The 22,921-nt window shown below is 31.7% G+C and carries 22 protein-coding genes and 1 tRNA gene; 15 read left to right on the forward strand and 8 right to left on the reverse strand.

The window, feature by feature from the left end:
* From O9267_RS07890 to O9267_RS07910, 5 genes are all read left to right on the forward strand, one after another.
* On the forward strand, window positions 1–396 hold a 396-nt coding region (locus O9267_RS07890), incomplete at its 5' end, for a translocation/assembly module TamB domain-containing protein (protein ID WP_298177903.1).
* Between the two features lie 136 nt (window positions 397–532).
* Window positions 533–1,519: a 6-phosphofructokinase gene (gene pfkA, locus O9267_RS07895; RefSeq protein ID WP_298177905.1), complete on the forward strand. Its 987-nt coding sequence runs from the start codon at window positions 533–535 to the stop codon at window positions 1,517–1,519.
* 84 nt (window positions 1,520–1,603) lie between these two features.
* The gene (gene gap / locus O9267_RS07900; RefSeq protein WP_298177907.1) at window positions 1,604–2,611 is read left to right on the forward strand and encodes a type I glyceraldehyde-3-phosphate dehydrogenase; all 1,008 of its coding nucleotides are present in this window, start codon (window positions 1,604–1,606) and stop codon (window positions 2,609–2,611) included.
* 118 nt (window positions 2,612–2,729) lie between these two features.
* Complete coding sequence (locus tag O9267_RS07905) at window positions 2,730–3,581, forward strand: BadF/BadG/BcrA/BcrD ATPase family protein (RefSeq protein WP_298177910.1); 852 nt, start codon at window positions 2,730–2,732, stop codon at window positions 3,579–3,581.
* A 152-nt stretch (window positions 3,582–3,733) separates the two neighbouring features.
* On the forward strand, window positions 3,734–4,108 hold the full coding sequence (locus tag O9267_RS07910) for a methylglyoxal synthase (protein WP_298177912.1): 375 nt from the start codon (window positions 3,734–3,736) through the stop codon (window positions 4,106–4,108).
* 165 nt (window positions 4,109–4,273) lie between these two features.
* On the opposite strand, the gene O9267_RS07915 is transcribed toward O9267_RS07910, so the two are convergent.
* The 3 genes from O9267_RS07915 to O9267_RS07925 all read right to left on the reverse strand — a co-directional run bounded on the left by O9267_RS07915 (window position 4,274) and on the right by O9267_RS07925 (window position 8,133).
* Window positions 4,274–4,873 carry a DUF6624 domain-containing protein gene (locus O9267_RS07915; RefSeq protein ID WP_298177914.1) on the reverse strand — a complete coding sequence of 200 codons (600 nt, stop codon included), beginning with the start codon at window positions 4,871–4,873 and terminating at the stop codon, window positions 4,274–4,276.
* Between the two features lie 142 nt (window positions 4,874–5,015).
* Complete coding sequence (locus O9267_RS07920; protein WP_298177916.1) at window positions 5,016–5,396, reverse strand: RidA family protein; 381 nt, start codon at window positions 5,394–5,396, stop codon at window positions 5,016–5,018.
* A gap of 55 nt (window positions 5,397–5,451) precedes the next feature.
* Window positions 5,452–8,133 (reverse strand): putative LPS assembly protein LptD, encoded by a 2,682-nt coding sequence (locus O9267_RS07925; protein ID WP_298178229.1) that lies wholly within the window; start codon window positions 8,131–8,133, stop codon window positions 5,452–5,454.
* 109 nt (window positions 8,134–8,242) lie between these two features.
* Here O9267_RS07925 and O9267_RS07930 point away from each other — a divergent pair, with 109 nt between their 5' ends.
* The 10 genes from O9267_RS07930 to O9267_RS07975 all read left to right on the forward strand — a co-directional run bounded on the left by O9267_RS07930 (window position 8,243) and on the right by O9267_RS07975 (window position 18,972).
* On the forward strand, window positions 8,243–9,433 hold the full coding sequence (locus O9267_RS07930; protein ID WP_298177918.1) for an N-acetylmuramoyl-L-alanine amidase: 1,191 nt from the start codon (window positions 8,243–8,245) through the stop codon (window positions 9,431–9,433).
* 35 nt (window positions 9,434–9,468) lie between these two features.
* Window positions 9,469–10,425 (forward strand): MlaD family protein, encoded by a 957-nt coding sequence (locus O9267_RS07935; protein WP_298177920.1) that lies wholly within the window; start codon window positions 9,469–9,471, stop codon window positions 10,423–10,425.
* Between the two features lie 12 nt (window positions 10,426–10,437).
* Window positions 10,438–11,772 (forward strand): (Fe-S)-binding protein, encoded by a 1,335-nt coding sequence (locus O9267_RS07940; RefSeq protein ID WP_298177922.1) that lies wholly within the window; start codon window positions 10,438–10,440, stop codon window positions 11,770–11,772.
* A gap of 73 nt (window positions 11,773–11,845) precedes the next feature.
* Window positions 11,846–12,292, forward strand: a complete 447-nt coding sequence (locus O9267_RS07945) for a phosphoheptose isomerase (protein ID WP_298177925.1) — start codon at window positions 11,846–11,848, stop codon at window positions 12,290–12,292.
* Between the two features lie 99 nt (window positions 12,293–12,391).
* On the forward strand, window positions 12,392–13,183 hold the full coding sequence (locus O9267_RS07950; RefSeq protein WP_298177927.1) for a (Fe-S)-binding protein: 792 nt from the start codon (window positions 12,392–12,394) through the stop codon (window positions 13,181–13,183).
* A gap of 2 nt (window positions 13,184–13,185) precedes the next feature.
* Window positions 13,186–13,794, forward strand: coding sequence for a hypothetical protein (locus O9267_RS07955; RefSeq protein ID WP_298177929.1), 609 nt, complete (start codon window positions 13,186–13,188; stop codon window positions 13,792–13,794).
* Between the two features lie 4 nt (window positions 13,795–13,798).
* Window positions 13,799–14,281, forward strand: a complete 483-nt coding sequence (locus tag O9267_RS07960; protein WP_298177931.1) for an ABC transporter ATPase — start codon at window positions 13,799–13,801, stop codon at window positions 14,279–14,281.
* Window positions 14,282–14,300: 19 nt separating this feature from the next.
* Window positions 14,301–17,354, forward strand: a complete 3,054-nt coding sequence (locus tag O9267_RS07965; RefSeq protein WP_298177933.1) for a glycoside hydrolase family 3 N-terminal domain-containing protein — start codon at window positions 14,301–14,303, stop codon at window positions 17,352–17,354.
* Window positions 17,355–17,419: 65 nt separating this feature from the next.
* Window positions 17,420–18,553 carry an N-acetyl-alpha-D-glucosaminyl L-malate synthase BshA gene (gene bshA, locus O9267_RS07970; RefSeq protein WP_298177935.1) on the forward strand — a complete coding sequence of 378 codons (1,134 nt, stop codon included), beginning with the start codon at window positions 17,420–17,422 and terminating at the stop codon, window positions 18,551–18,553.
* On the forward strand, window positions 18,550–18,972 hold the full coding sequence (locus tag O9267_RS07975; RefSeq protein WP_298177937.1) for a protease complex subunit PrcB family protein: 423 nt from the start codon (window positions 18,550–18,552) through the stop codon (window positions 18,970–18,972). Before bshA ends, O9267_RS07975 begins: the two co-directional genes overlap by 4 nt.
* Before the next feature lie 32 nt (window positions 18,973–19,004).
* Here O9267_RS07975 and O9267_RS07980 read toward each other — a convergent pair.
* The 5 genes from O9267_RS07980 to O9267_RS08000 form a co-directional block, all read right to left on the reverse strand.
* A tRNA-Val gene (locus O9267_RS07980) sits at window positions 19,005–19,079 on the reverse strand.
* Window positions 19,080–19,144: 65 nt separating this feature from the next.
* Window positions 19,145–19,519, reverse strand: a complete 375-nt coding sequence (locus O9267_RS07985) for a DUF4258 domain-containing protein (protein ID WP_298177940.1) — start codon at window positions 19,517–19,519, stop codon at window positions 19,145–19,147.
* A gap of 35 nt (window positions 19,520–19,554) precedes the next feature.
* Entirely contained in the window at window positions 19,555–20,748 is a 1,194-nt protein-coding gene (locus O9267_RS07990; protein WP_298177942.1) for an alanine dehydrogenase, read from the reverse strand.
* Between the two features lie 79 nt (window positions 20,749–20,827).
* Window positions 20,828–21,235 carry a tRNA (adenosine(37)-N6)-threonylcarbamoyltransferase complex ATPase subunit type 1 TsaE gene (tsaE, locus tag O9267_RS07995; protein ID WP_298177944.1) on the reverse strand — a complete coding sequence of 136 codons (408 nt, stop codon included), beginning with the start codon at window positions 21,233–21,235 and terminating at the stop codon, window positions 20,828–20,830.
* A gap of 83 nt (window positions 21,236–21,318) precedes the next feature.
* Window positions 21,319–22,872 (reverse strand): bifunctional response regulator/alkaline phosphatase family protein, encoded by a 1,554-nt coding sequence (locus tag O9267_RS08000; RefSeq protein WP_298177946.1) that lies wholly within the window; start codon window positions 22,870–22,872, stop codon window positions 21,319–21,321.
* Window positions 22,873–22,921: the final 49 nt, after the last annotated feature.

The following is a 22,921-nucleotide window of genomic DNA, read 5'->3' on the forward strand; positions in this document are numbered from 1 at the left end:
ATAAACGAACGTATAACTTTCAATGGAAAAGCGGGTGTGCCTGTTGGAGGTATTAATCAATCTGCTATTGTTGGAAATGTCGAAATACAATACCGAGTTAACGAAGATGGTACTTTGAATTTGAAGTTCTTTAACAGAGAAAACGATATTAATTATCTTGGTCAAAACATTGGCTACACACAAGGTTTCGGAATTTCGTATGAAGTTGATTTTGACACTTTTCAAGAACTACTTCACAAGATATTCAAAAACCAAAAGATTGAAAAAGAAAAACAATCTGAAAAAGAAGTTCCTGATTCTGAAGTTCTACCAGAATTTATAAACTTTACTGATTCTTCCAAAAAGAAAAAAGAAACTACCGAACAAAAGAAAGAGTCGGCACCTCAAGAGGATTAATTTTTCATCTAAATAAGTAAAAATTAAAAACTTATCAACGAAAACGTTTGAATTTACCATATTTTATCATATTGGTAAAATTCAGGTGCTTTATATGGTTATTCTTTGCTAAATTTACATTTTAAAACATAAAAATATGTCAAAAACGATAAAAAAAATAGCTGTCCTAACATCTGGTGGTGACTCTCCAGGAATGAATGCTGCTATTCGTTCTGTGGTTAGAACTTGTGCCTATTATAATGTTGATTGTGTTGGAATTTACAGAGGTTATCAAGGAATGATAGAAGGTGATTTTAAAGAAATGGGACCACGTTCTGTACACAATATTATAAACAAAGGTGGAACAATTTTAAAATCAGCTCGTTCAAAAGAATTTATGACAGTTGAAGGTCGTGCAAAAGCACACAAAAATTTAGTTGAAGCTGGAGTTGAAGCATTAGTAGTTATTGGTGGTGATGGTTCTTTCACAGGAGCAGAAGTTTTTAATAACGAATATAATTTTCCAGTAATGGGAATTCCAGGAACTATCGATAATGATATTTTTGGAACAAGTCACACATTAGGTTACGATACTGCATTAAATACTGTTGTTGAATGTATTGATAAAATTCGTGATACAGCAAGTTCTCATAACCGACTTTTCTTTGTGGAAGTTATGGGAAGAGATGCTGGTCACATTGCACTAAACGCAGGAATTGGAGCAGGAGCAGAGGAAATTCTTATTCCTGAAGAAGATTTAGGTTTAGAAAGACTTTTAGAATCATTAAGAAAAAGCAAATTATCTGGAAAATCTTCAAGTATCGTGGTTATTGCAGAAGGCGATAAAATAGGTAAAAACGTATTCGAATTAAAGGATTATGTTGAAGAAAATATGCCAGAATATGATGTTCGTGTTTCTGTATTAGGTCACATGCAACGTGGTGGCTCACCTTCATGTTATGATAGAGTTCTAGCATCAAGATTAGGAGTTAAAGCAGTTGAATCTATTTTAGAAGGAAAATCAAATTTTATGGTTGGAATTCTTAATGATAAAGTTGCACTTACACCACTTGAACAAGCTATTAAAGGTCATTCAGAAATAGATCACGAATTAGTAAGAGTTTCTGATATAATGACAACATAGTTCAATATCAAAAATCAATTGCAATATCAAAAATCAAAATCAATTACAATATCAAATAATAATACAATATAAAAATAAAATAAGATGTCAAAAGTAAAATTAGGAATAAATGGTTTCGGAAGAATTGGAAGAATCGTTTTCAGAGAAACATTTAACAGAGATAATGTAGAAGTAGTAGCTATCAATGATTTATTAGATGTAGATCACTTAGCTTATTTATTAAAATATGATTCAGTTCACGGTCGTTTCAACGGAAAAGTGGAAGTTAAAGACGGACAACTTTATGTAAATGATAAATTCATCAGAGTTACTGCAGAAAGAGATCCAAAACTAATCAAATGGGATGATAAAGACGTTGATGTTGATATCGTTGCAGAATGTACTGGAATTTTCACCACTTTAGAAACAGCTCAATATCATATTGATGGTGGTGCTAAAAAAGTAGTTATTTCAGCTCCATCTGCTGATGCTCCAATGTTTGTAATGGGTGTAAATCATACAGAAGCAAAAGCTACAGATACTGTTGTTTCTAATGCTTCATGTACAACAAACTGTTTAGCGCCATTAGCAAAAGTTATCAATGATAATTTCGGAATTGTTGAAGGTCTTATGACAACTGTTCATGCTACAACCGCTACTCAATTAACTGCTGACGGACCATCAAGAAAAGATTGGAGAGGCGGACGTGCTGCAAGTGTAAATATTATTCCTTCATCTACAGGTGCTGCTAAAGCTGTTGGAAAAGTAATTCCTGCATTAAATGGAAAACTAACAGGTATGTCGTTCCGTGTTCCTACAGTTGATGTTTCTGTAGTTGACTTAACTGTAAAATTAGCTAAAGAAACTTCTTATGAAGATATTATGGCAGTTTTGAAAAAAGCTTCAGAAAATGAAATGAAAGGAATTTTAGGATATACTGAAGATGATGTTGTTTCTCAAGATTTTGTTGGTGATTCAAGAACTTCTATCGTAGATGCTAAAGCAGGAATAGGATTGAATTCTACTTTCTTCAAATTAGTTTCTTGGTATGATAACGAATATGGTTATTCAAGTAAATTAATTGATTTAGCTGTACATATTGCAAAATTATAATATATTTGAAATCCCGTTGCCTAACTAGTAACGGGATTTTTTCACAAAAAAACTAAACAAACCAAATAATTAGCGTTAGTTCTAGTCACTAATCACTAATTACTAATCACTTAACAAAATGAAATTATTAGTTGATAGTGGTTCTACAAAAGCTGACTGGATAGCCATTGATGACAATGGAAAAGTCCTTTTTACCACACAAACATTGGGTTTAAATCCTGAAATTTTAAAAAAAGAAGATGTAATAAGCCGATTGGATGCAAAGTTTGATATTGAGCATAACAAAGAAAAAGCTACGCATCTTTTTTTCTACGGAGCAGGTTGTGGAACCGAAAGAATGAAAGATTTTTTAGCAGATGTTTTTAAAGAATATTTCCCAAATGCAGCAGTAGCTGTTCATGAAGATACTTATGCTGCTGTTTATGCAACAACTCCAAAAGGCGAACAAGCCATTGTTTGCATACTCGGAACAGGTTCTAATTGTAGCTTTTTTGACGGAACAGTTTTGCATCAAAAAGTACAATCGTTAGGTTACATTGCTATGGATGATGGTTCAGGAAATCGTTTTGGACGTTCATTGATTCGCGGATATTATTTCAATAAAATGCCAAAAGATTTAGCCAAAGAATTTGAAGAAGAATACAATTTAGATGCCGATTATATCAAAGCTAATTTGTATAAAGAAGCCAATCCAAATGCCTATTTAGCCACTTTTGCTAAGTTTATCATCAAAAATAAAGATACTGAATTTTGTAAAAAAATCATTTACAAAGAATTAAAGAAATTTGCTAAAAACTACATTATGCAATATGAAAATTGCAAAGAAGTTCCAGTACATTTTGTAGGTTCAATAGCTTTTTATTTGAAAGATGAATTAACAGAAATTCTAACTGAATACGGAATTCAAATAGGAAACGTTTTAAGACGACCAATCGACGGATTAATCGCTTACCACGTTTTGAATAAATAATAGAATAGAACCTGAAAAGAAATTTTCAGGTTTTTTTTGCGATATTTGTGTCACCCTGAGCGCAGTCGAAGGGCTTTGATCATTAAAATTGAATAAACTTGATAAATAACTAATCAATTAAAAGAGGATTACTTCGTGCCTCGCAATGACTTATGGAAATAGCAATAATTGCCCACGACGGAAAAAAAGCTGACATGGTTCAGTTTCTAGATAAAAATAAGCATATTCTTCACAAAGAAAACATCAAACTTATAGCCACTGGCACAACAGGCGGAAAAGCCGAAGCAGCTGGATTTAAAGTCAAAAAAATGCTTTCAGGACCACAAGGTGGCGATGCACAAATAGCGGCTCGCGTAGCCGAAGGGAAAACAAAAATGGTCTTATTCTTCAAAGATCCCAACTCAAGCCATCCGCACGAACCCGACATTAATATGTTAATAAGGATTTGTGATGTTCACAATGTACCATTAGCCACTAACGAAGCTACAGCACAATTGTTGCTTTTGGGAATTGATGAGATGGAGTAGGAGTTTTGTATATATAGCAAAATTTCAACGTTTTGTTGCTTTTCACAGCTTCTTATTTTGCTTACTAACATTCACATATACAACAAAAAATTTAGTTTTAAAAATTGCATTCTATAAATAAATCCCAAGCTAGCCAGTGCGAGAAACAACTTTTAGTAGTTGTTTTTATTTAATCCAACCAACTTTTTTTTTCCAAAGATCAATTTCAATTTTTCTTTCATTAAGGTTTTTTGGTGCTTTTTGATTTTCATTTTTTGCTTGTTGTCTTATTTTTTGTGTTTGTTCTTCTATAGTGCATAATCCAATTTTTAATCTTCGAATGTTGACCTTCGAAAAATCATCACAAATATTTGGACTTAATTCACCATTTTCGTCCCAGTCAAATTGAGTTCCATATAATTGAGGTTTTCCCTCCAATACAGCTATTCTATCTGATAAATAAGCCAAATTTTTTTCGCAATTTTTATTTTCAACGCTTATATTCTCTAAAAGCTTCAAGCATTTTTTCATAAAATAAGGTTCACTAATAGAATGTTGTATTATTAGCCAAGCAGATTCATTTGCTTCAATTCCAACTTTTTCAATTGTAGGAAAACCGACCTTATCAATAATCTCATTAAGTTTTTTTGCATTGCTAATGTGAAGATTTTCCATTTCAACATCATAACCTTGAGAGAGTTTTTTTTTCTCAATCAATTTTTCTCTTAATTCTAAGTCAGTATTTTTTAATTTGATTAAATCATTTGCAACTTTAGAATAATTCATTTTATTGGAAAATTTTTAAGGTTATGATGTGTAAAAAACAGTTACTAACTAACGTCTATTTACATAAACAACAATTGTAAATATAAAAAAATCCCAAAAAGTTTTCACTCTTAAGGATTACTATTTTTCTGTCAACGTTAATTTACTTAACTGCTATCATTGAGATTTCAACATTCACGCCTTTTGGTAAGCCAGCTACTTGTACCGTTTCTCTTGCTGGTGCGGTTGACTCGTTAAAATAGCTTCCGTAAACACCGTTTATTTTGGCAAAGTCATTCATATCCATAATGAAAATGGTTGTTTTTACCACGTTTTCATATGTCATTTCGGCTGCTGCTAAAACCGCTTTCATGTTTTCCATTACTTGCTTGGTTTCGGTTTCAATATCATCAAGAACCAATTCCATTGTAGCAGGATTCAAGGCTATTTGCCCAGAAGTATAAAGTGTATTTCCCACCAAAACCGCTTGGTTATAAGGACCAATAGGAGCAGGAGCATCGCTAGTAATTATTATTTTTTTCATGTGCAAATTGTTATCTAAATTCTAAACTCAAATTTCTAAATTCTAAATTCTGAAATTATCTCGGTTTATTTTTCTCCCACTTAATATCGCTAAGAACACCCGCTTTTATTCCAATAAAAAATCCCCAAAATGAGTTGTTTCCAAAAGGCGACCAGTTAAAATCCATTCGCCAACTCAATAAATCTCTTTCAAATCGAAGTTGGGTAAACGTAACACCTTTTTGTACAAAATCATAACCAGTAGAAGCTCCAATTTTCCATTTGGGCGACAAATCAGTATTCATAGAAACCATTAAAGAGTTTCCAGAAATTTTCTTTTCACGTCTATCATTGCTATAAGTCAGCTGATAGGCGAGTGTCATATCCCAAGGAATTACCGATTTGAAAAACCCTTTAAAGTTGTCTTCTTCGTCATCATCGTCGGTAAATTGGCTTTCTCGTCGGTCACTAAAATCGACATTCGTACCAAATAAGTCATCTTCTCGACCACCATTTCGCGCACCTTGTTTGTTTTTTTTCTTTTCATCTTCGCCACCTTTGCTTGAAAGTGAATAATTCAAAGTCATATTGGCACTTGTCATTCTAAACAAACTTCCACCATTATCAATATTAAACATGTTGATTGTTTTTCCAGAATTATCAAGCGCGTATGGGTTTAATGTCATTCCAAAATTAACGTTCATTTTGTCTTTAAATAATAATGTTCCGCCGCTAACTCTCAAAGGTGACCAACGCAACGAATCGGCAATTACATTATAACTAGTTTGAAAGTTAAGATTGTTAAGCAACATTATTTTTTTAGGTTCCGTTTTGGTACTGTCTTTATCAGTAACTTTTGCTTCAAAAGTATTGCTTAAACTAAATCCGAAACTATTGGATTTACTAATTCCTGGTGCTCCGTACATTCCGCCTTCAAAACGGGTGTATTCTTTAATTTCCATACGACCACTTGCGTCAGAAGCATAAGTATCGTAATATTTTTCAAAACTTGGTGTATAACTATATGATAAGTTTGGTTTCATGACATGACGAATCGACTTGATTTTTTTGTTTTCACCCAAATTAAATGTTCCGTAAACCGTTGTTCCAATACCTGTTGAATAGGAATAGGTTCTAAAAGCATCAAAACCATTAACAGTTGAAGTTATATCTTTATCTGAATTAGCATCATATTCTCTTTTAATAGTTTTCAAATACCAAATTTCTTCATAATTTACAGATGATGAAACGCTAAAATATTTCATAACCTTAAAGTTGGTACTCAACGGAATAGAGTGTTTCATACCAGTCATTGCTTCTTTAAACATTTCTGATTTAAAAAAGAATTCATCAGTTGTTTTAAAACGATTTTCGCCAAGCAAATTATATTGTAAATTGATATTTTTAAAAAATCCTTTTTTTGGTGCATCTTTTGGTGCAAATGGAAATATTCTGTCAACACTAACTTGAAGCGTTGGCAACGTCATATTTATTTCTTGCGATTGCGTGTTCTGGCTATGAGTAGCCGTTAACGACATATTAACTTGAGGAACAGAATTAAATGTTTTGGAATACGAAATAGATGAGCTTAATGTATTGTTCAACTGCGAACCAACATTTACTTGATTAAGAGATTGTTGAAAATACTTGCTACTTCCTAAATTCACCGAAGCCGAGAATCTAGAATTCGGATTTGCTTTTCCATCTTGCGAATGTGACCATTGAATATTATAAATTCTCGATTTTGAATAATTTGGAAAGCCGCGTTCTTCAAAAATTTGATTTTCAAAACGCACATTCACATTTCCTCTAAATTTATATCGTTTTGCATAACTCGATTCAAATCGCATGGCATAACTTCCATTGGTATAATAATCGCCAAGAATGGCTAAGTCGTACATATCGCCAAGTGCAAAATAATAACCTCCATTTTGCAACGCATAACCTTGAGCACGCGTATCATTAAAAGTTGGAATAATCAAACCCGAAACACTTTCGGTAGTCATTGGAAAAAAGGCAAAAGGTAAGGCAAGAGGTGTTGGTACATTGGCAATTACCATATTGGTCATACCTGTAACCACTTTTTTTCCGGGAACAAATTTTACTTTGTTAGTTTTAAAATAATATTCTGGATCTTCAATATCTTTGGCAGTTGTAAATCGTGCACCTTTTAAGAAATAGACTGAGTCATTTTCTCTTTTTGAAATTTCTGCTTTTACTTTAAATTCACCTTGATCGGTTCTAGAATTCCAAATTAATGCTTTTTTGGTTTTAAAATTGAATCTAATAGAATCGGGTTCTACAACATTTGCACCTTGTTTGAAAACGGGTAATTGTGTATACTTTCCAGTTGAATCTTTTATTCTACCAGCATAAACTTCATCTTTTTCATAGTCTAAAACGATGATTCCCGACGTTAATTCGATGTCTTGATAGTATAATTCAGCTTTATTATAAAGTGTAATTCTTTTCTTTTCTTGATCTATTTTTTCATAGTCAACTGCTTTTCTTTTGATTTTACTTTCTATAACAGACTTCTTTTTTTTGACAGAATCTGTCTTGGTAGAATCTTTTTCGGTAAGTAAACTTGGTATTGAAATATGAGTGCTATCTGCTTGTTTATTAGCAGGTATAGTCAAGGTTTTATTGCCAATTTCTTGTGAATAACTTTTGGATATTCCAATTGTTAGGAAAATTGCTGATAAAACGATATTAAATAAGTTTGTGCGCAAAGGTTTAAATACTATTTTTGTAAAAATATGGCGTAATTATTGATACGCCAAACATACGTATTAATTTTCGCCAAAAATAAACATTTATAAATTTTAAAACGATACGCTTTTTATAAAAATTAACTTTATTAGTTCTATGAACATTAAACATAAATTTAGATTACTACTATTTCTTTTTGTTTTTGTATTTACTACGAATGCAATTTGGGCACAAAATAGTGAAAAGTTTATTGTAACACTTGATGCAGGGCATGGAGCACATGACCCAGGAGCTAAATATAATGGACATACCGAAAAAGAAATTACACTTGCAATAGTTCTTAAAACGGGAAAAATATTAGAAAAGCATTCAGATATTGAAGTTGTTTATACACGTAAAACAGATGTTTTTATCGATTTAGTTGAACGTGCAAATATTGCAAATCGTGCTGGAGCCAACATTTTTGTTTCTATTCACTGCGATGCAATTGCTAGGGCTGAAGCCTATGGTTCTCAATCATTTGTAATGGGTATTAACAAAAACGCGTCTAATTTAGCGGTCTCAAAAAGAGAAAACTCGGTTATTACTTTAGAAAAAGATTATAAGAAAAACTACAAAGGTTTTGATATAAATAATCCCGAAACTATTATTGGAGCAACTGTTTTGCAAGAGCAATATATGGATAACAGTATTTCGTTAGCAAGCAAAATTCAAGAAAAGTTTACGCATGATTTAGGAAGAAAAAACAGAGGTGTTTCTCCTGCGCCATTTATGGTGTTGCATAAGGCTTCAATGCCAAGAGTTTTGGTTGAAACAGGATTTATATCCAATCCTAGTGAAGGAAATTATTTGGGTTCTGAGTTTGGTCAAAATCAAATTGCACAAGCAATAGCTGATGCCATAATTAGTTATAAAAGAGAATATTATGGAACAAATGATGATGATTTTAAAGAAAAACCTAAGTATAGTAAGGAAGAAGTAAAAGAAATAACAAAACCTATAAAAGAAGAAGTTGTTGTTCCTGCCAAAACAGATACAGTAGTTCCAAAAGCTGAAAATATTGTGAAAACTGATAGTTTAAATGAAACTGACGGAATTATTTTCAAAGTTCAAATCATGGCTGCTAATCAGAAACTTGATTTAAAACCTAAAAATTTTAAAGGGTTGAAAAATGTTGATATGAAATATGAAACAGGTGGATTATACAAATACACTTATGGCACAACATCTGATTATCAAACGGCTAAAATGAATCTTCAAGAAGCAAAAGATAAAGGTTTTACAACAGCTTATCTTATAGCCTTTAAAGATGGAAAAAGAATAGACATTAAAGACGCTATCAAATAAAAAAAATAATCTAAATTTGTTAAAAACTACTTATTTTGAAATTTACAAGAGAAATTAAAACCGCCATATTAGTCATTGCCTCAATAGTATTATTTATTTGGGGCTATAGTTTTTTAAAAGGAAGCAACATACTAAATGATCATAAAAAATTGTATGTTGAATACGAAAACGTTGAAGGTCTTGCAACTGGAGCACCTGTGACTGTTAGTGGAAAAATTATTGGAAAAGTAAATTCAATTAACTTGACCAAAATGGGGAAATTATTGATTGAACTTCAAATTAACGAAGAAGATTTTCCTATTTCTAAATCAAGTGTTGCTCAAATATATGAGCCTGGTTTTATTGGCGGAAAACAAATTGCTATTATTCCAAATTATAAAGATCAGAACATGGCTGTAACCGGTGATAGACTGATGCCAAATGTAAAAATTGGTTTGATTTCATCTTTCGGAGATAAATTAGAACCGCTTCAAGAACGTTTAGAAAAATTGTTGGCAAATGCTGATGTTATGATTACTAATATCAATTCCGTTTTAGACGCACAAACACAAGCCAATTTAAAAGCAGCTGTAAAAGAATTGAACACAACGTTAGCTAATTTCAGTCATGTTTCTTCAAATATTGATGGAATGTTAGTTGAAAACAAAGCCAAAATTGGTTCTGCTGTTACTAATTTAGACAAAACAACGCAAAGTTTTGCCAATATTTCTTCCGACTTGGAGAAAGCAAAATTGAACGAAATGGTTACTAAATTACAAACTACTTTAGATAATGTAAACAAAATCATGACAAGTATCGAATCAGGAAATGGAACGGTTGGTAAGTTGATGAAAGATGATAAAATGTACACCAATTTCACCAAAGCATCCAAAGAATTAGAATTACTGCTTCAAGATTTGCGATTAAATCCAACCAGATATGTCAATGTTTCTCTTTTTGGAAAGAAAAACAAACCTTATAATGAACCAGTTTCCGATACAATCAAAAAGTAAAAACTAACCGCTATGAGTTTTTTAGATAATATACTATTTGCAATTCTCCTTATTATAGGTTTTGGCTATTTTGCTATCAATGTAAAAAAGCTAATTCGTAATATTAAATTAGGTCAAGATATTGACAGAAACGATAATTCCTCGCAACGATGGAAAAACATGACTATGATTGCGCTTGGTCAATCTAAAATGGTAAAAAGACCAATTGCTGGATTTTTACACATTATAGTTTATGTAGGTTTTGTAATTATCAATATCGAATTACTAGAAATTATTATTGATGGTCTTTTTGGAACACACAGAGTATTTTCTGGTTTAGGAGGTTTGTATAATTTCTTAATTGGTTCTTTTGAAATACTAGCATTATTAGTTTTAGTTACAGTAATTGTATTTTGGATAAGAAGAAACGTAATCAAATTAATACGTTTTACAAGTTCTGATTTAAATGGTGCTCCAAAGAAAGATGCCAACACAATTTTATATTTCGAAATAGTTTTAATGTCATTATTTTTACTAATGAATGCAGCCGATTTCCATTTGCAAAATGTAGTTGGCGGATTCGGACATTATCATCAAGCTGGTTCTTTTCCTGTTTCACAATTTATTGCGCCAATTTTTGATGGAATGAATAACCAACTTGTTGCCATTTTAGAAAGAACATTCTGGTGGTTGCATATTGTCGGAATTTTATGCTTCTTAAACTATTTATACTTTTCAAAACATTTACACATTTTATTAGCATTCCCAAATACATTTTATGCAGATTTGAATGCAAAAGGAAAGTTTGATAACCTTGAAAGTGTAACAAAAGAAGTTAAATTAATGATGGATCCAAACGCTGATCCATTCGCTGCTCAGCCTGTCGATGAAAATGCAGCTCCAAGTAAGTTTGGTGCTTCCGATGTTCAAGATTTGAATTGGGTGCAACTGCTAAATGCCTATACTTGTACAGAATGTGGACGTTGTTCATCTGCATGTCCAGCGAATCAAACTGGCAAAAAATTGTCACCAAGAAAAATCATGATGTCAACTCGTGATAGACTAGAAGAAGTTGGTAGAAATTTGGATGCAAATAAAGGAGTTTTTGTTCCAGATAATAAATCGCTATTAAACGATTATATCACTACTGAAGAGCTTTGGGCGTGTACATCATGTAATGCTTGCGTAGAAGAATGTCCAGTAAGTATAAGTCCATTGTCTATTATTATGGACATGAGAAGATACTTGGTTATGGAGCAAAGTGCAGCACCACAATCATTAAATGCAATGATGACCAATATAGAAAATAATGGTGCTCCATGGCAATACAACCAAATGGACAGATTAAACTGGAAAGACGAAAATTAAATATAAATAAACCTGATATTTTCCCTTTGTGAGGCTTGGGAAATTGTCAAATGAAATTAAAAAACTGAAAAAAATGAAAGCGGAAGACATCGAAAAAAACCTCCAATCGTTAACTGAAAATGGACAACATTTAAGTCCAATTTTAAAAGAAGGAATTAAAAATTATTTAATAGATATTGACGGAACAGTTTGTGACGACATTCCAAACGAAGAACCAGAAAGAATGCTAACTGCAGAAGTTTATCCTGATGCATTGATAACATTGAACAAATGGTATGATGAAGGACATATTATTTTCTTTTTTACTTCAAGAACTGAGGCTCATAGAGAATATACTGAGCGTTGGTTGAAACAACACGGTTTCAAATACCACGGCATTTTGTTTGGAAAACCTCGAGGTGGAAACTACCATTGGATAGACAATCACTTGGTAAAAGCAACTCGTTACAGAGGAAAATTTACCGATTTAATAGAAAAAGAAGTAACCATCGAAGTTTTTGACGATGGACAACATGAATAATTTTGATTAAAGAATAACGATTTTTGATTGTAGAATTTATCAGTTATGTTTTTCTAAACTCATAAACTTCTAAACTCATAAACTCATAAACAATAAAATATGTCAGAAGTTTTAATTGTGCCTACAATGGCCGAAATGATGGCTCAAGGCAAACAACCAGAAGTATTATTTTGGGTTGGATGTTCTGGTAGTTTCGATGATAGAGCAAAACGTATTACAAAGGCTTTCGTGCGAATTTTAAATCGTGCTAAAGTTGATTTTGCTGTACTTGGAACCGAAGAAAGTTGTACAGGTGATCCAGCAAAACGTGCCGGAAACGAATTTTTATTTCAAATGCAAGCTATGATGAACATTGAGGTTCTAAATGCTTATGAAGTTAAAAAAATTGTAACCGCTTGTCCGCATTGTTTCAACACAATTAAAAATGAATATCCTGAATTAGGCGGAAAATATGAAGTTGTTCATCACACAGAATTTTTAAAATCATTATTAGATTCTGGAAGATTAACAATTGAAGGCGGACAATTCAAAGGAAAACGAATTACGTTTCATGATCCATGTTATCTGGGAAGAGCGAATAATATTTATGAAGCCCCAAGAGATTTAATTCAAAAATTAGATGCTGAATTGGTCGAAATGAAACGTTCCAAAGCTAATGGTTTATGTTGTGGTGCTGGTGGTGCGCAAATGTTTAAAGATGCTGAACCAGGAAACAAAGAAATAAACGTTGAAAGAACAGAAGATGCTTTAGAATTAAAACCAGAAATTATTGCAGCTGGTTGCCCATTTTGTAACACAATGCTAACGGATGGTGTAAAGGTAAAAGAAAAAGAAAGTGAAGTAAAAGTGCTTGATATTGCTGAATTGATAGCAAATGCGCAAGATTTATAATTATGAAATATATTTATTTAGCATTTTTATTTTTTTTTAGTTTCTGGAATGTAACAGCTCAAGAACTAATTGATGTTGTAACGGCAGAAGTTTGTTCTTGCTCAGAACTTAAAAAAGAAAAGCTCGCAGGTTTAAAAGATGAAAAACTTCAATTCGAACTTGGGTTGTGTATTTTGGCAAGCTATTCTAAACATACTTCTGAAATTAAATCTACTTATGGTGATTTGTTGGTAGAAAAAGATAAAATGGAAAAATTCGGTGGTGATATTGGTATAAAAATGGCAACGATTTGTCCAGATAAATTACTCTATTTTGCTGGAAGTATGGAATTTGATGACGACGATACTGTTGTAAAATCAAATAGCACCATTGAAGGCAAGATTGTTGAAATAAAAATTGATCAGTTTGCCACAATTGTTGTAAAGGATAAAAATGGAAGAGTTCATAATTTCTTGTTTTTGAATTATTTTGATACAGCTTCATTATTTACAAATGATGAAATCAAAAAGAATGATTTTATTAGTGTTAATTATTCAGAATCTGAGATTTACGACCCTAAAAACAAAGAATTTCGTTATTATAAAATCATTTCTGGTTTAGAAAAAAAATAAAAAAATGTACATACCATTTGAAACATTACCCGAAGAATCTCGCATTTGGATATACCAATCCAATCGTAAGTTTTCTGATACCGAAATCGCTGAAATCGAAAAAGATTTAGTTGAATTTCTAACCAATTGGTCAGCACATGGAAGTTCTTTAGAAGCTTCTTACCAAATAAAATACAATCGATTTATAATAATTGCAATTAATCAAGAAGTTCATCCTGCAACGGGTTGTTCGATTGATTCTTCTGTTTCGTTTATTCAAAATCTAGAAAAGAAATACGAAGTTGATTTGCTAGATAAAATGAATGTTGCTTTCAAGCAAGGTGAATTTATAACCTACAAAACCTTACTTGATTTTAAAAAATTAGCTAAAGAGAAAGCAGTTTCTGAAAATACAATTGTTTTTAATAATTTAGTGAATACCATACAAGAATGGAACGAAAGTTGGGAAGTACCAGCAGCCGAAAGTTGGCATAGTCGTTTCTTTTAAAAAAAAATCAAATAGCAGTATGAATTATAATCAAAAAAACCTTTTTGTTAAGGTACTTTTTATGGTAACAATTGTTGTTATTACTATAAACTGTGCTTCTAAAAAAAGTAATATAACACCAATTTCTAAAACACCTGCTGTTCAAGTTGTAAAGAAAAAAGAAATAATTGGTGATGATCACGAAATTGTAGAAGAAGTTCAAGAAGTGACCATTCCAAAATACACAAAAGATTCTACAGATTATTTTTCTGATTCATCACTTGAAATCCAGTGGTCTGATAGCATTTACAATACATTAAGTCTTGACGAAAAGATTAGCCAATTGATGATGGTAGGAGCATATCCTAACAAAGACGAAGTTCATTATACTGCTGTTGATTCTTTAATCACAAAATATAAAATTGGTGGTTTGATTTTTTTTCAAGGTGGACCAGTTAAACAAGCCAAACTAAATAATCGTTTTCAATCAAAATCAAAAATCCCGATGCTTATTGGTATTGATGCCGAATGGGGATTGAGTATGCGAGTTGATTCGACTTATAAATTTCCATTTAACATGACGCTTGGAGCAGTTAAAGATTTGAATTTGATTCAAGCGGTCGGAAAAAAAATGGGAGCAGAGGCAAAAAGAATGGGAATTCACTATACTTTCTCGCCAGTGGTTGATATTAACACCAATCCGAGTAATCCAATTATTGGCGTTCGCTCTTTTGGTGAAGACAAAGAAGATGTCACAAATAAAGCTATCGCACTTATGAAAGGCATTAATAGCCAAGGTGTTTTCGCAACGGCTAAGCATTTTCCTGGTCATGGTGATACTTCTACCGATTCACATCATACATTGCCAGTTATCAATTTCACCAAACTTAGACTTGACGAAGTTGAACTTTATCCATATAAGAAAATGTTTGCTGAAGGTTTGCAATCGGTTATGGTAGCACATCTAAATGTTCCTGTTTTAGAACCAAATCCTGCTACGCCAAGTTCTCTTTCTAAAAATATTGTTACCGATTTACTAAAAAAAGAATTAGGTTTTAAAGGAATGATAATTACTGATGCACTTAACATGAAAGGCGCAAGTAATGCTTTTAAACCAGGAGATATTGAACTAGCTGCTTTTTTAGCAGGAAATGATATTTTATTAATACCCGAAAATGTTCCTGTTGCCATTGAAACTATCAAAAAAGCTTATAATGACACTCTTTTTTCTGAAGAAAGACTTGCTGAATCTGTAAAAAAGATTCTTCGTCATAAATATAAAGTTGGTTTAAAAAATTATAAGCCAATTGTAATTGATAATTTGTATAACGATATAAATCCGGTTCTAAATGATTCATTGCAATATGAGATTTATCAAAATGCAATTACGGTATTAAAAAATGACTCTAAAATTATACCTATAAAAGATTTATCTAAGAAAATAGCTTATGTAAAAGTTGGTAAAGATTTTAATTCTGATTTTGTTGAAACATTAAAAAAATATACTTCTGTGACGGAAGTTACTGGTGAAAATAGTACAGAATTAAATGAAAAATTAAAAGATTTTGATATTGTAATAGTCGGATATCATCCATCTGATAAAGCATGGAGAAACACCAATTTAACCGATGCGGAAGTAGCTTTGATTAACGATTTGGCTGCCAATAATAAAGTCATAGTTGACTTGTTTGCAAAACCTTATACCTTATTACCTTTCACTAACTTTGATGCTTTTGAAGGATTAATTATTTCTTATCAAAACAATCCAATAGCTCAAATTGTTTCTTCCGAAATTATATTTGGAGCAGCACAAGCAAAAGGAAAATTGCCCGTTTCTATCAATAACTTTTTCAAAATTAATGATGGAATTACTACTCAAAATCTTTATAGACTAGGATTTTCATCTCCAGAATTTGTTGGAATTAATTCTGAAAAATTAAAAGAAATTGAAAACTTTACTACCAAAGCAATTTCAAGAAAAATGGCACCTGGAATGCAAATTCTGGTAGCAAGAAAAGGGAAAGTGTTCTATCAAAAATCATTCGGATATCATACTTATAACCAAATAACGAAGGTTCAAAATTCAGATATTTATGATGTTGCTTCTATAACAAAAATGGTAGCTACTTTGCCCAATATCATGCAACATTTTGATAGAAAGAAGCTAACTCTAAGTACAACTTTAGGCGAAATGTTACCTGTTTTTAGAGATACCGATAAACAAGATATTAATCTTCTTGATGTGCTTTCTCATTATGGCCGTTTACAAGCTTGGAAACCTTTTTATAAAGAAACATTAGATAGTTTGCAATGTCCTTTAGATAAATATTATAGCAAAACGTATTCTTCAAAATTTTCTCGTAAAGTTGTTGATAGTCTTTATTTTAGAACCGATTATCATGATAGTATAATGAAATATATTGCGAATAGTAAATTAGCAGAAACCAAAACATATAAATACAGTGATTTTGCCTTTATGATTTTGGCAGAATATCTAAAAAAATCAACTGGAAAGACAATTGATAAATTAGCGTATGATAATTTCTATAAATCTATGGGAATGAATTATACACTATATAATCCATTACAAAAGTTTGATAAATCGGTTATTCCGCCATCAGAAGATGATGATTATTTTCGCCACACAATAGTACAAGGCTATGTACACGATATGGCTGCAGCTTTGGAAGGCGGTGTTGCAGGACATGCAGGAATTTTTTCAAACAGTATGGATATTGCCAAAATGATGCAAATGTATTTGCAAAAAGGTCGTTACGGAACCAAACGCTATTTCTCAGAAGATACTTTTGACATGTTTAACAATTGTTATTATTGTGATTTAGGAAACCGTCGTGGATTGGGATTTGACAAACCTCAAAGTGATAAAAAAGATGCTACTTGTGATTGTGTTTCCATGTTGAGTTTTGGACACACAGGTTTTACAGGAACAATTGCATGGGCAGATCCTGAAACTGAAATAATTTACGTGTTTTTGTCTAATAGAACTTTTCCAAATTCGACTTATAATACTTTATCAAAAGAAAATATTAGAGAAGATATCCAAAAAATCATTCAAGAGGCCATCATCAAATAATTTAACTTCATTTTTTGAGTTTTCTAATTAAGTATCTTTAACTTCGTGATTCTAAAAATTTCTAAATGAAAATTGCAATTGTTTGTTATCCGACATTTGGAGGAAGTGGTGTTGTGGCAACCGAATTAGGTATTGAGCTTTCTCATCGTGGGCACGAAGTTCATTTTATAACCTACAAACAACCCGTTCGACTTGAGCTACTAAACCCAAATGTGCATTTTCACGAAGTAAATGTTCCCGAATATCCTTTGTTTCATTATCAACCATACGAACTGGCACTTTCGAGTAAGTTAGTTGATATGGTAAAATTGTATAAAATCGAATTGTTACATGTTCATTATGCTATTCCACATGCCTATGCAGGTTATATGGCAAAGCAAATGTTGAAAGATGAAGGAATTCATATTCCAATGGTAACAACACTTCACGGAACAGATATTACACTTGTTGGAAATCATCCATTTTATAAAACAGCTGTTACTTTTAGTATCAATAAATCTGATTTTGTTACCTCGGTTTCACAAAGTTTAAAAGATGATACTTTAAAACTTTTCAACATAAAGAAAGAAATCAATGTAATTCCGAATTTTATTGAATTGGATAAACACCGAAATGAAACTTTAATTTCCTGTCAGCGTTCAGTTATGGCAAAACCTGAAGAGAAAATAGTGACACACATTAGTAATTTCAGACGAGTTAAGAGAATTCCCGATGTTATAAAAATTTTCTTCAAAATTCAAGAACAAATTCCAGCAAAATTGATGATGGTTGGTGATGGTCCAGAAAAAGTTAAAGCTGAAATTTTGTGTGAAGAATTGGGTATTTCTGATAAAGTAATCTTTTTTGGAAACAGTAATGAAATCGATAAAATTCTTTCTTATACCGATTTATTTTTGTTGCCATCAGAAACCGAAAGTTTTGGACTTGCAGCATTAGAAGCTATGGCTTGGAGTGTTCCTGTTATTTCAAGTAACTCTGGCGGTTTGCCAGAAGTTAATTTTGACGGGCAATCAGGTTATTTAAGCAACGTTGGTAATATTGATGAAATGGCCCAAAATGCTTTGAAAATTTTAGAAAATGACAAGACACTTTCTGAATTTAAAGAAAGAGCATTGTCTGTAGCACAACAGTTTGATATCAAAAACATTTTGCCAATGTATGAAGATTTATACGAACAAGCTTTGACAATCAAATTATGAAAAAATTAATTGCTTTATTTTCCGTGTTTGTTTTGTTTTCTTGCGCATCCAATTCTTCAAAAAAAACAAAACCTTTATTTGAAATTTTGACGGAGCAAAATAATGGTGGTGCATCCATTCAGTTTTATGAAATTCTATCAGAAGAAAAGGAAATAACAATGTTGTTGAATGATGATAATCTGAAAAGAAAAGTCAAACCAGAAGATATAAAAACGGCTAATTTTATTATTCTAAATCTTGGAGAAAAGAATTCAGGTGGTTACTCAGTAAAAGTTGAAAACATTCAAGAAACCGAAAATCAAGTTATCTTAACAGTTAAGGAAGTTAAACCAAAAGCAGGTGAACCAGTAACCGATGTAATGAGTAATCCTTATACTATTGTAAAAATAAATTCTAAAAAAGAAATTATTATAAAATAAAAAAACTCCAACATTTCTGTTGAAGTTTCTAGTGGGCGATGAGGGGTTCGAACCCCCGACCCCCTCGGTGTAAACGAGGTGCTCTGAACCAGCTGAGCTAATCGCCCTAAAAAAAAATAGGTCTGCAAATATACATTTACTATTTGTATTTCCAACTATAAATTAAAGGAATTTATTTTTTTTTAATTTCTTTTAAAACAGCTTTGGAAGTATAATTTATAACTTTTAGTTCAATAGCTTGATTTTTAACCGTTTTTCCCTCTACAATATAAATTTTTCCATTTTCAAATTTGATATTGCTTTTATCAAAATCAACATCACCATAAGTTAAAGTGTTTTTTATATCAGTAGTATCAATCCAATTCTCGGCTAAAACAGTCGATGCTTCTTTAGAATATTCAAATGGTTTGTTTCTCAAATCATTCAAAACTCTTGCATTTGGAAAATAATTGCATCGCGTATCTTTTCCGGTTAAAACTGCTGCTACAAAAAAACTTCCTAAAACAAAACCTACTAGGTAATAGGCAAATCGATATTTAAAACTCATGAAATATTTTTTTGCAAAGGTAAAGTTTTCTTTATTTAAAAAACAATTAAATTTATATCGCTATACTGAATATTGAACCATTCGCCAATAGCTTTATTAGTCAAAATTCCGTGATATAAATAAACACCATTTTTTAAACCTTTATTGCAACGAATGGCACTTTCAATTCCGCCATCTTCCGCAATTTGAAGTAGGTAAGGAGTGATGATATTACTGATAGATAAAGAAGCGGTTTTAGAATATCTCGATGGAATATTAGGAACACAATAATGAATTACGTTATGTTTTATGAAAGTTGGTTTTTCGTGAGTTGTAATTTCTGATGATTCAAAACAGCCACCTGTATCAATACTTACATCAACAATAACTGCACCTTTCTTCATGTGTTCGACCATTGTATCGGTTACAACAACTGGACATCTTTCTTTGCCTCGCATAGCACCAATGGCAACATCGCAACGACGAAGTGCTTTTAATAAAGTTTTGGGTTGAATAGTAGAAGTAAAAATATTTTGACTCAAGTTATTTTGAAGCCTTCTCAATTTGGTTATGGAATTGTCAAAAACTTTTACATTTGCTCCTAAACCAACAGCAGTTTTGGCTGCAAATTCGCCAACAGTTCCGGCACCAACTATTACAACATCGGTAGGAGGAACGCCAGTTATATTTCCAAAAAGTAAACCTTTTCCAAATTGGTTGTTAATCATCAATTCAGCAGCAATTAAGACTGAAGCAGTTCCCGCAATTTCGCTCAATGATTTTACAGCAGGATATGAGCCATCTTCATCTTTTATATATTCAAAAGCAAGTGCGGTGATTTTCTTTTTGGTTAATGCTTCAAAATAAGCAACTTTTCTAGTTTTTAATTGAATAGCCGAAATCACAACCGTATTCGGATTTACTAATTCAATCTCGTTCATTGTCAGCGGTTCAACTTTTAATAGAAAAGGACAACCTAGAACTTTTTGAGTATCCGCCGTTATTTCTGCTCCAGCATCACTATATTCTTTGTCTGAATAACTAGAACTTAAACCTGCACCAGCTTCAATAAGAACTCTATGTCCGTGAGAAGTTAGCGAATTAACAGCATCAGGCGTTAGGCAAATTCTTCTTTCTTGGTAACTTGTTTCTTTGGGAATACCAATAAAGAGTTCGCTTTTGTGTCTTGCGACTTCTAACTTTTCTTCTTGCGGAAGCAGTTGTTGCTTGGTAAAAGGTGTTAAAGACATATACTTTTGCTAAAATAGTTGGTATAAAGTTATAAAAAAGCTAGTAAGTACCAAAAAATAGCAACCGAATCTGTTATTTTTATTCAAAAGTTAACAATCTGTTTCCGTTAGCAAGCATTTTGATTGTAATTAAAGAATACTCTTCTGGAATAAGATTTGGAATCTTTTCTGACCATTCAATAAAACACCAATTGCCTGAATAAAGATATTCTTCAATTCCCATATCAAGTGCTTCATCTTCCGATTTTATTCTATAAACATCAAAATGAAAAACTTTTTGGTTTTGAATAGTTTGATATTCATTGACTAATGAAAAAGTTGGACTACTCATAGTGTCATTTACACCAAGTAATTTTGAAAAGGATTTAATAAAAGTTGTTTTTCCGGCACCCATTTCGCCGTTAAAAAGAATTACTTTTTTTGGATTTTGTGCCAAAACTTGAGCTGCAGCTTCGTTGATTTCGGTAAGAGAAAATTCGATATTCATTTAAAAAAATTAAGAATTTAGAATTAGAAACTATGAATTCATAAAAATCAGTCTTTCATCCATTAGTCTCTCATCTTGTTGTCTTATTTAGGATTAAAAACTAAAAACGGTACAATCATTTCTTCTAGTGAAATCCCACCATGTTGGTAAGTGTTTCTATAATAACTCACATAATGGTTGTAATTATTCACATAAGCCAAGAAATTATCATTTTTTGCAAAAATATAAGAACTACTCATATTTATAGCAGGTAAACCAATTAATTTTGGATCTTTTACTGCATAAACATCTTTATCTTCATACGAAAGACTTCTTCCTGTTTTGTATCTTAAGTTCAAACTAGTGTTTTTGTCGCCAATAACTTTAGAAGGATTTTTGACATTAATAGTTCCGTGGTCGGTTGTCAGAATCAACTTGAAACCCAATTTTTGAGCTTGTTGAATAATTTCTAACAAAGGTGAATTTTTAAACCAACTCGCTGTCAATGATCGATACGCTTTATCATCGGAAGCTAATTCTTTTACAACATCCATTTCAGTTTTAGCATGTGAAAGCATATCTACAAAATTGTAAACTACTGTTACTAGATTGTTATCTTTTAACCCTTTGAAATTTTCGGCCAATTTTTTTCCACTAGCAAGATTGGTGATTTTGAAATAATCTTGTTTGATATTCAAACCTAATCTTTTTAAATGAGCTGTTAAAAATTCGGCTTCATAAAGGTTTTTTCCACCATCTTCAACATCATTTTTCCAATATTGAGGAAATTGTTTTTCCATTTCTAAAGGTGTTAAACCCGAAAAAATGGCATTTCTCGCATATTGAGTGGCGGTTGGCAAAATAGCATAATAGGGAACTTCTTTCTCTAATTTATAATGATTAGAAACCACATTTTCTAATGTTTTCCATTGGTCATAACGTAAATTGTCGATTACTACAAATAAAATCGGTTTGTCTTTTTTTGTAATTTCAGGAACTACTAGTTCTCTAAAAAGGTTATGAGACAAAACAGGTTTATCTGCTTTTGGCAAAAACCAATCTTCATAATTACGCTCAATAAATTTACCAAACTGCGAATTAGCTTCCACCTTTTGAGATTCAAGAATTTCAATCATGCTTTGGTCTTCTATGTTTTCGAGTTCTAATTCCCAAAACAATAATTTTTTGTAACAATCAATCCATTCTTCATAAGAATTTACCATTGCCATTTCCATTGCAATTTTTCTAAATTCTTTTTGATAATCTAAAGTTGTCTTTTCAGAAATCAATCTCGAGTGATCCAAATTCTTCTTCAAACTCAACAATATCTGATTTGGATTGACTGGTTTAATAAGATAATCGGCAATTTTTGAGCCAATTGCTTCTTCCATAATATATTCTTCCTCACTTTTGGTAATCATTATCATAGGTACAGAAGATTTTTTTTCTTTCATTTCAGATAATGTTTCCAAGCCGCTCATTCCTGGCATATTTTCATCAAGAAAAACAATATCAAAATTAGTTTCGTCAAAAAGTGCAAGCGCATCAAGTCCATTATTACAAGTTGTAACATCATAATTTTTCTTCTCTAAGAATAATATATGAGGTTTTAACATCTCTATTTCGTCGTCAACCCAAAGTATTTTTATTTTGTCCATTTTAGAAAGATATTTTATAGGCTATATTATATTGTGCAAATTACTAGTA

Origin of the sequence: Flavobacterium sp. (genome assembly GCF_027531705.1) — a bacterium.
Taxonomy (GTDB): Bacteria; Bacteroidota; Bacteroidia; order Flavobacteriales; family Flavobacteriaceae; genus Flavobacterium.

Bases quoted from the DNA above. Each gene is read 5' to 3' on its own strand.
- pfkA (WP_298177905.1), top strand. From the start codon at position 533: ATGTCAAAAACGATAAAAAAAATAGCTGTCCTAACATCTGGTGGTGAC.
- gap (WP_298177907.1), top strand. From the start codon at position 1,604: ATGTCAAAAGTAAAATTAGGAATAAATGGTTTCGGAAGAATTGGAAGA.
- O9267_RS07905 (WP_298177910.1), top strand. From the start codon at position 2,730: ATGAAATTATTAGTTGATAGTGGTTCTACAAAAGCTGACTGGATAGCC.
- O9267_RS07910 (WP_298177912.1), top strand. From the start codon at position 3,734: ATGGAAATAGCAATAATTGCCCACGACGGAAAAAAAGCTGACATGGTT.
- O9267_RS07915 (WP_298177914.1), bottom strand. From the start codon at position 4,873: ATGAATTATTCTAAAGTTGCAAATGATTTAATCAAATTAAAAAATACT.
- O9267_RS07920 (WP_298177916.1), bottom strand. From the start codon at position 5,396: ATGAAAAAAATAATAATTACTAGCGATGCTCCTGCTCCTATTGGTCCT.
- O9267_RS07930 (WP_298177918.1), top strand. From the start codon at position 8,243: ATGAACATTAAACATAAATTTAGATTACTACTATTTCTTTTTGTTTTT.
- O9267_RS07940 (WP_298177922.1), top strand. From the start codon at position 10,438: ATGAGTTTTTTAGATAATATACTATTTGCAATTCTCCTTATTATAGGT.
- O9267_RS07945 (WP_298177925.1), top strand. From the start codon at position 11,846: ATGAAAGCGGAAGACATCGAAAAAAACCTCCAATCGTTAACTGAAAAT.
- O9267_RS07950 (WP_298177927.1), top strand. From the start codon at position 12,392: ATGTCAGAAGTTTTAATTGTGCCTACAATGGCCGAAATGATGGCTCAA.
- O9267_RS07955 (WP_298177929.1), top strand. From the start codon at position 13,186: ATGAAATATATTTATTTAGCATTTTTATTTTTTTTTAGTTTCTGGAAT.
- O9267_RS07960 (WP_298177931.1), top strand. From the start codon at position 13,799: ATGTACATACCATTTGAAACATTACCCGAAGAATCTCGCATTTGGATA.
- O9267_RS07965 (WP_298177933.1), top strand. From the start codon at position 14,301: ATGAATTATAATCAAAAAAACCTTTTTGTTAAGGTACTTTTTATGGTA.
- bshA (WP_298177935.1), top strand. From the start codon at position 17,420: ATGAAAATTGCAATTGTTTGTTATCCGACATTTGGAGGAAGTGGTGTT.
- O9267_RS07975 (WP_298177937.1), top strand. From the start codon at position 18,550: ATGAAAAAATTAATTGCTTTATTTTCCGTGTTTGTTTTGTTTTCTTGC.
- O9267_RS07985 (WP_298177940.1), bottom strand. From the start codon at position 19,519: ATGAGTTTTAAATATCGATTTGCCTATTACCTAGTAGGTTTTGTTTTA.
- O9267_RS07990 (WP_298177942.1), bottom strand. From the start codon at position 20,748: ATGTCTTTAACACCTTTTACCAAGCAACAACTGCTTCCGCAAGAAGAA.
- tsaE (WP_298177944.1), bottom strand. From the start codon at position 21,235: ATGAATATCGAATTTTCTCTTACCGAAATCAACGAAGCTGCAGCTCAA.
- O9267_RS08000 (WP_298177946.1), bottom strand. From the start codon at position 22,872: ATGGACAAAATAAAAATACTTTGGGTTGACGACGAAATAGAGATGTTA.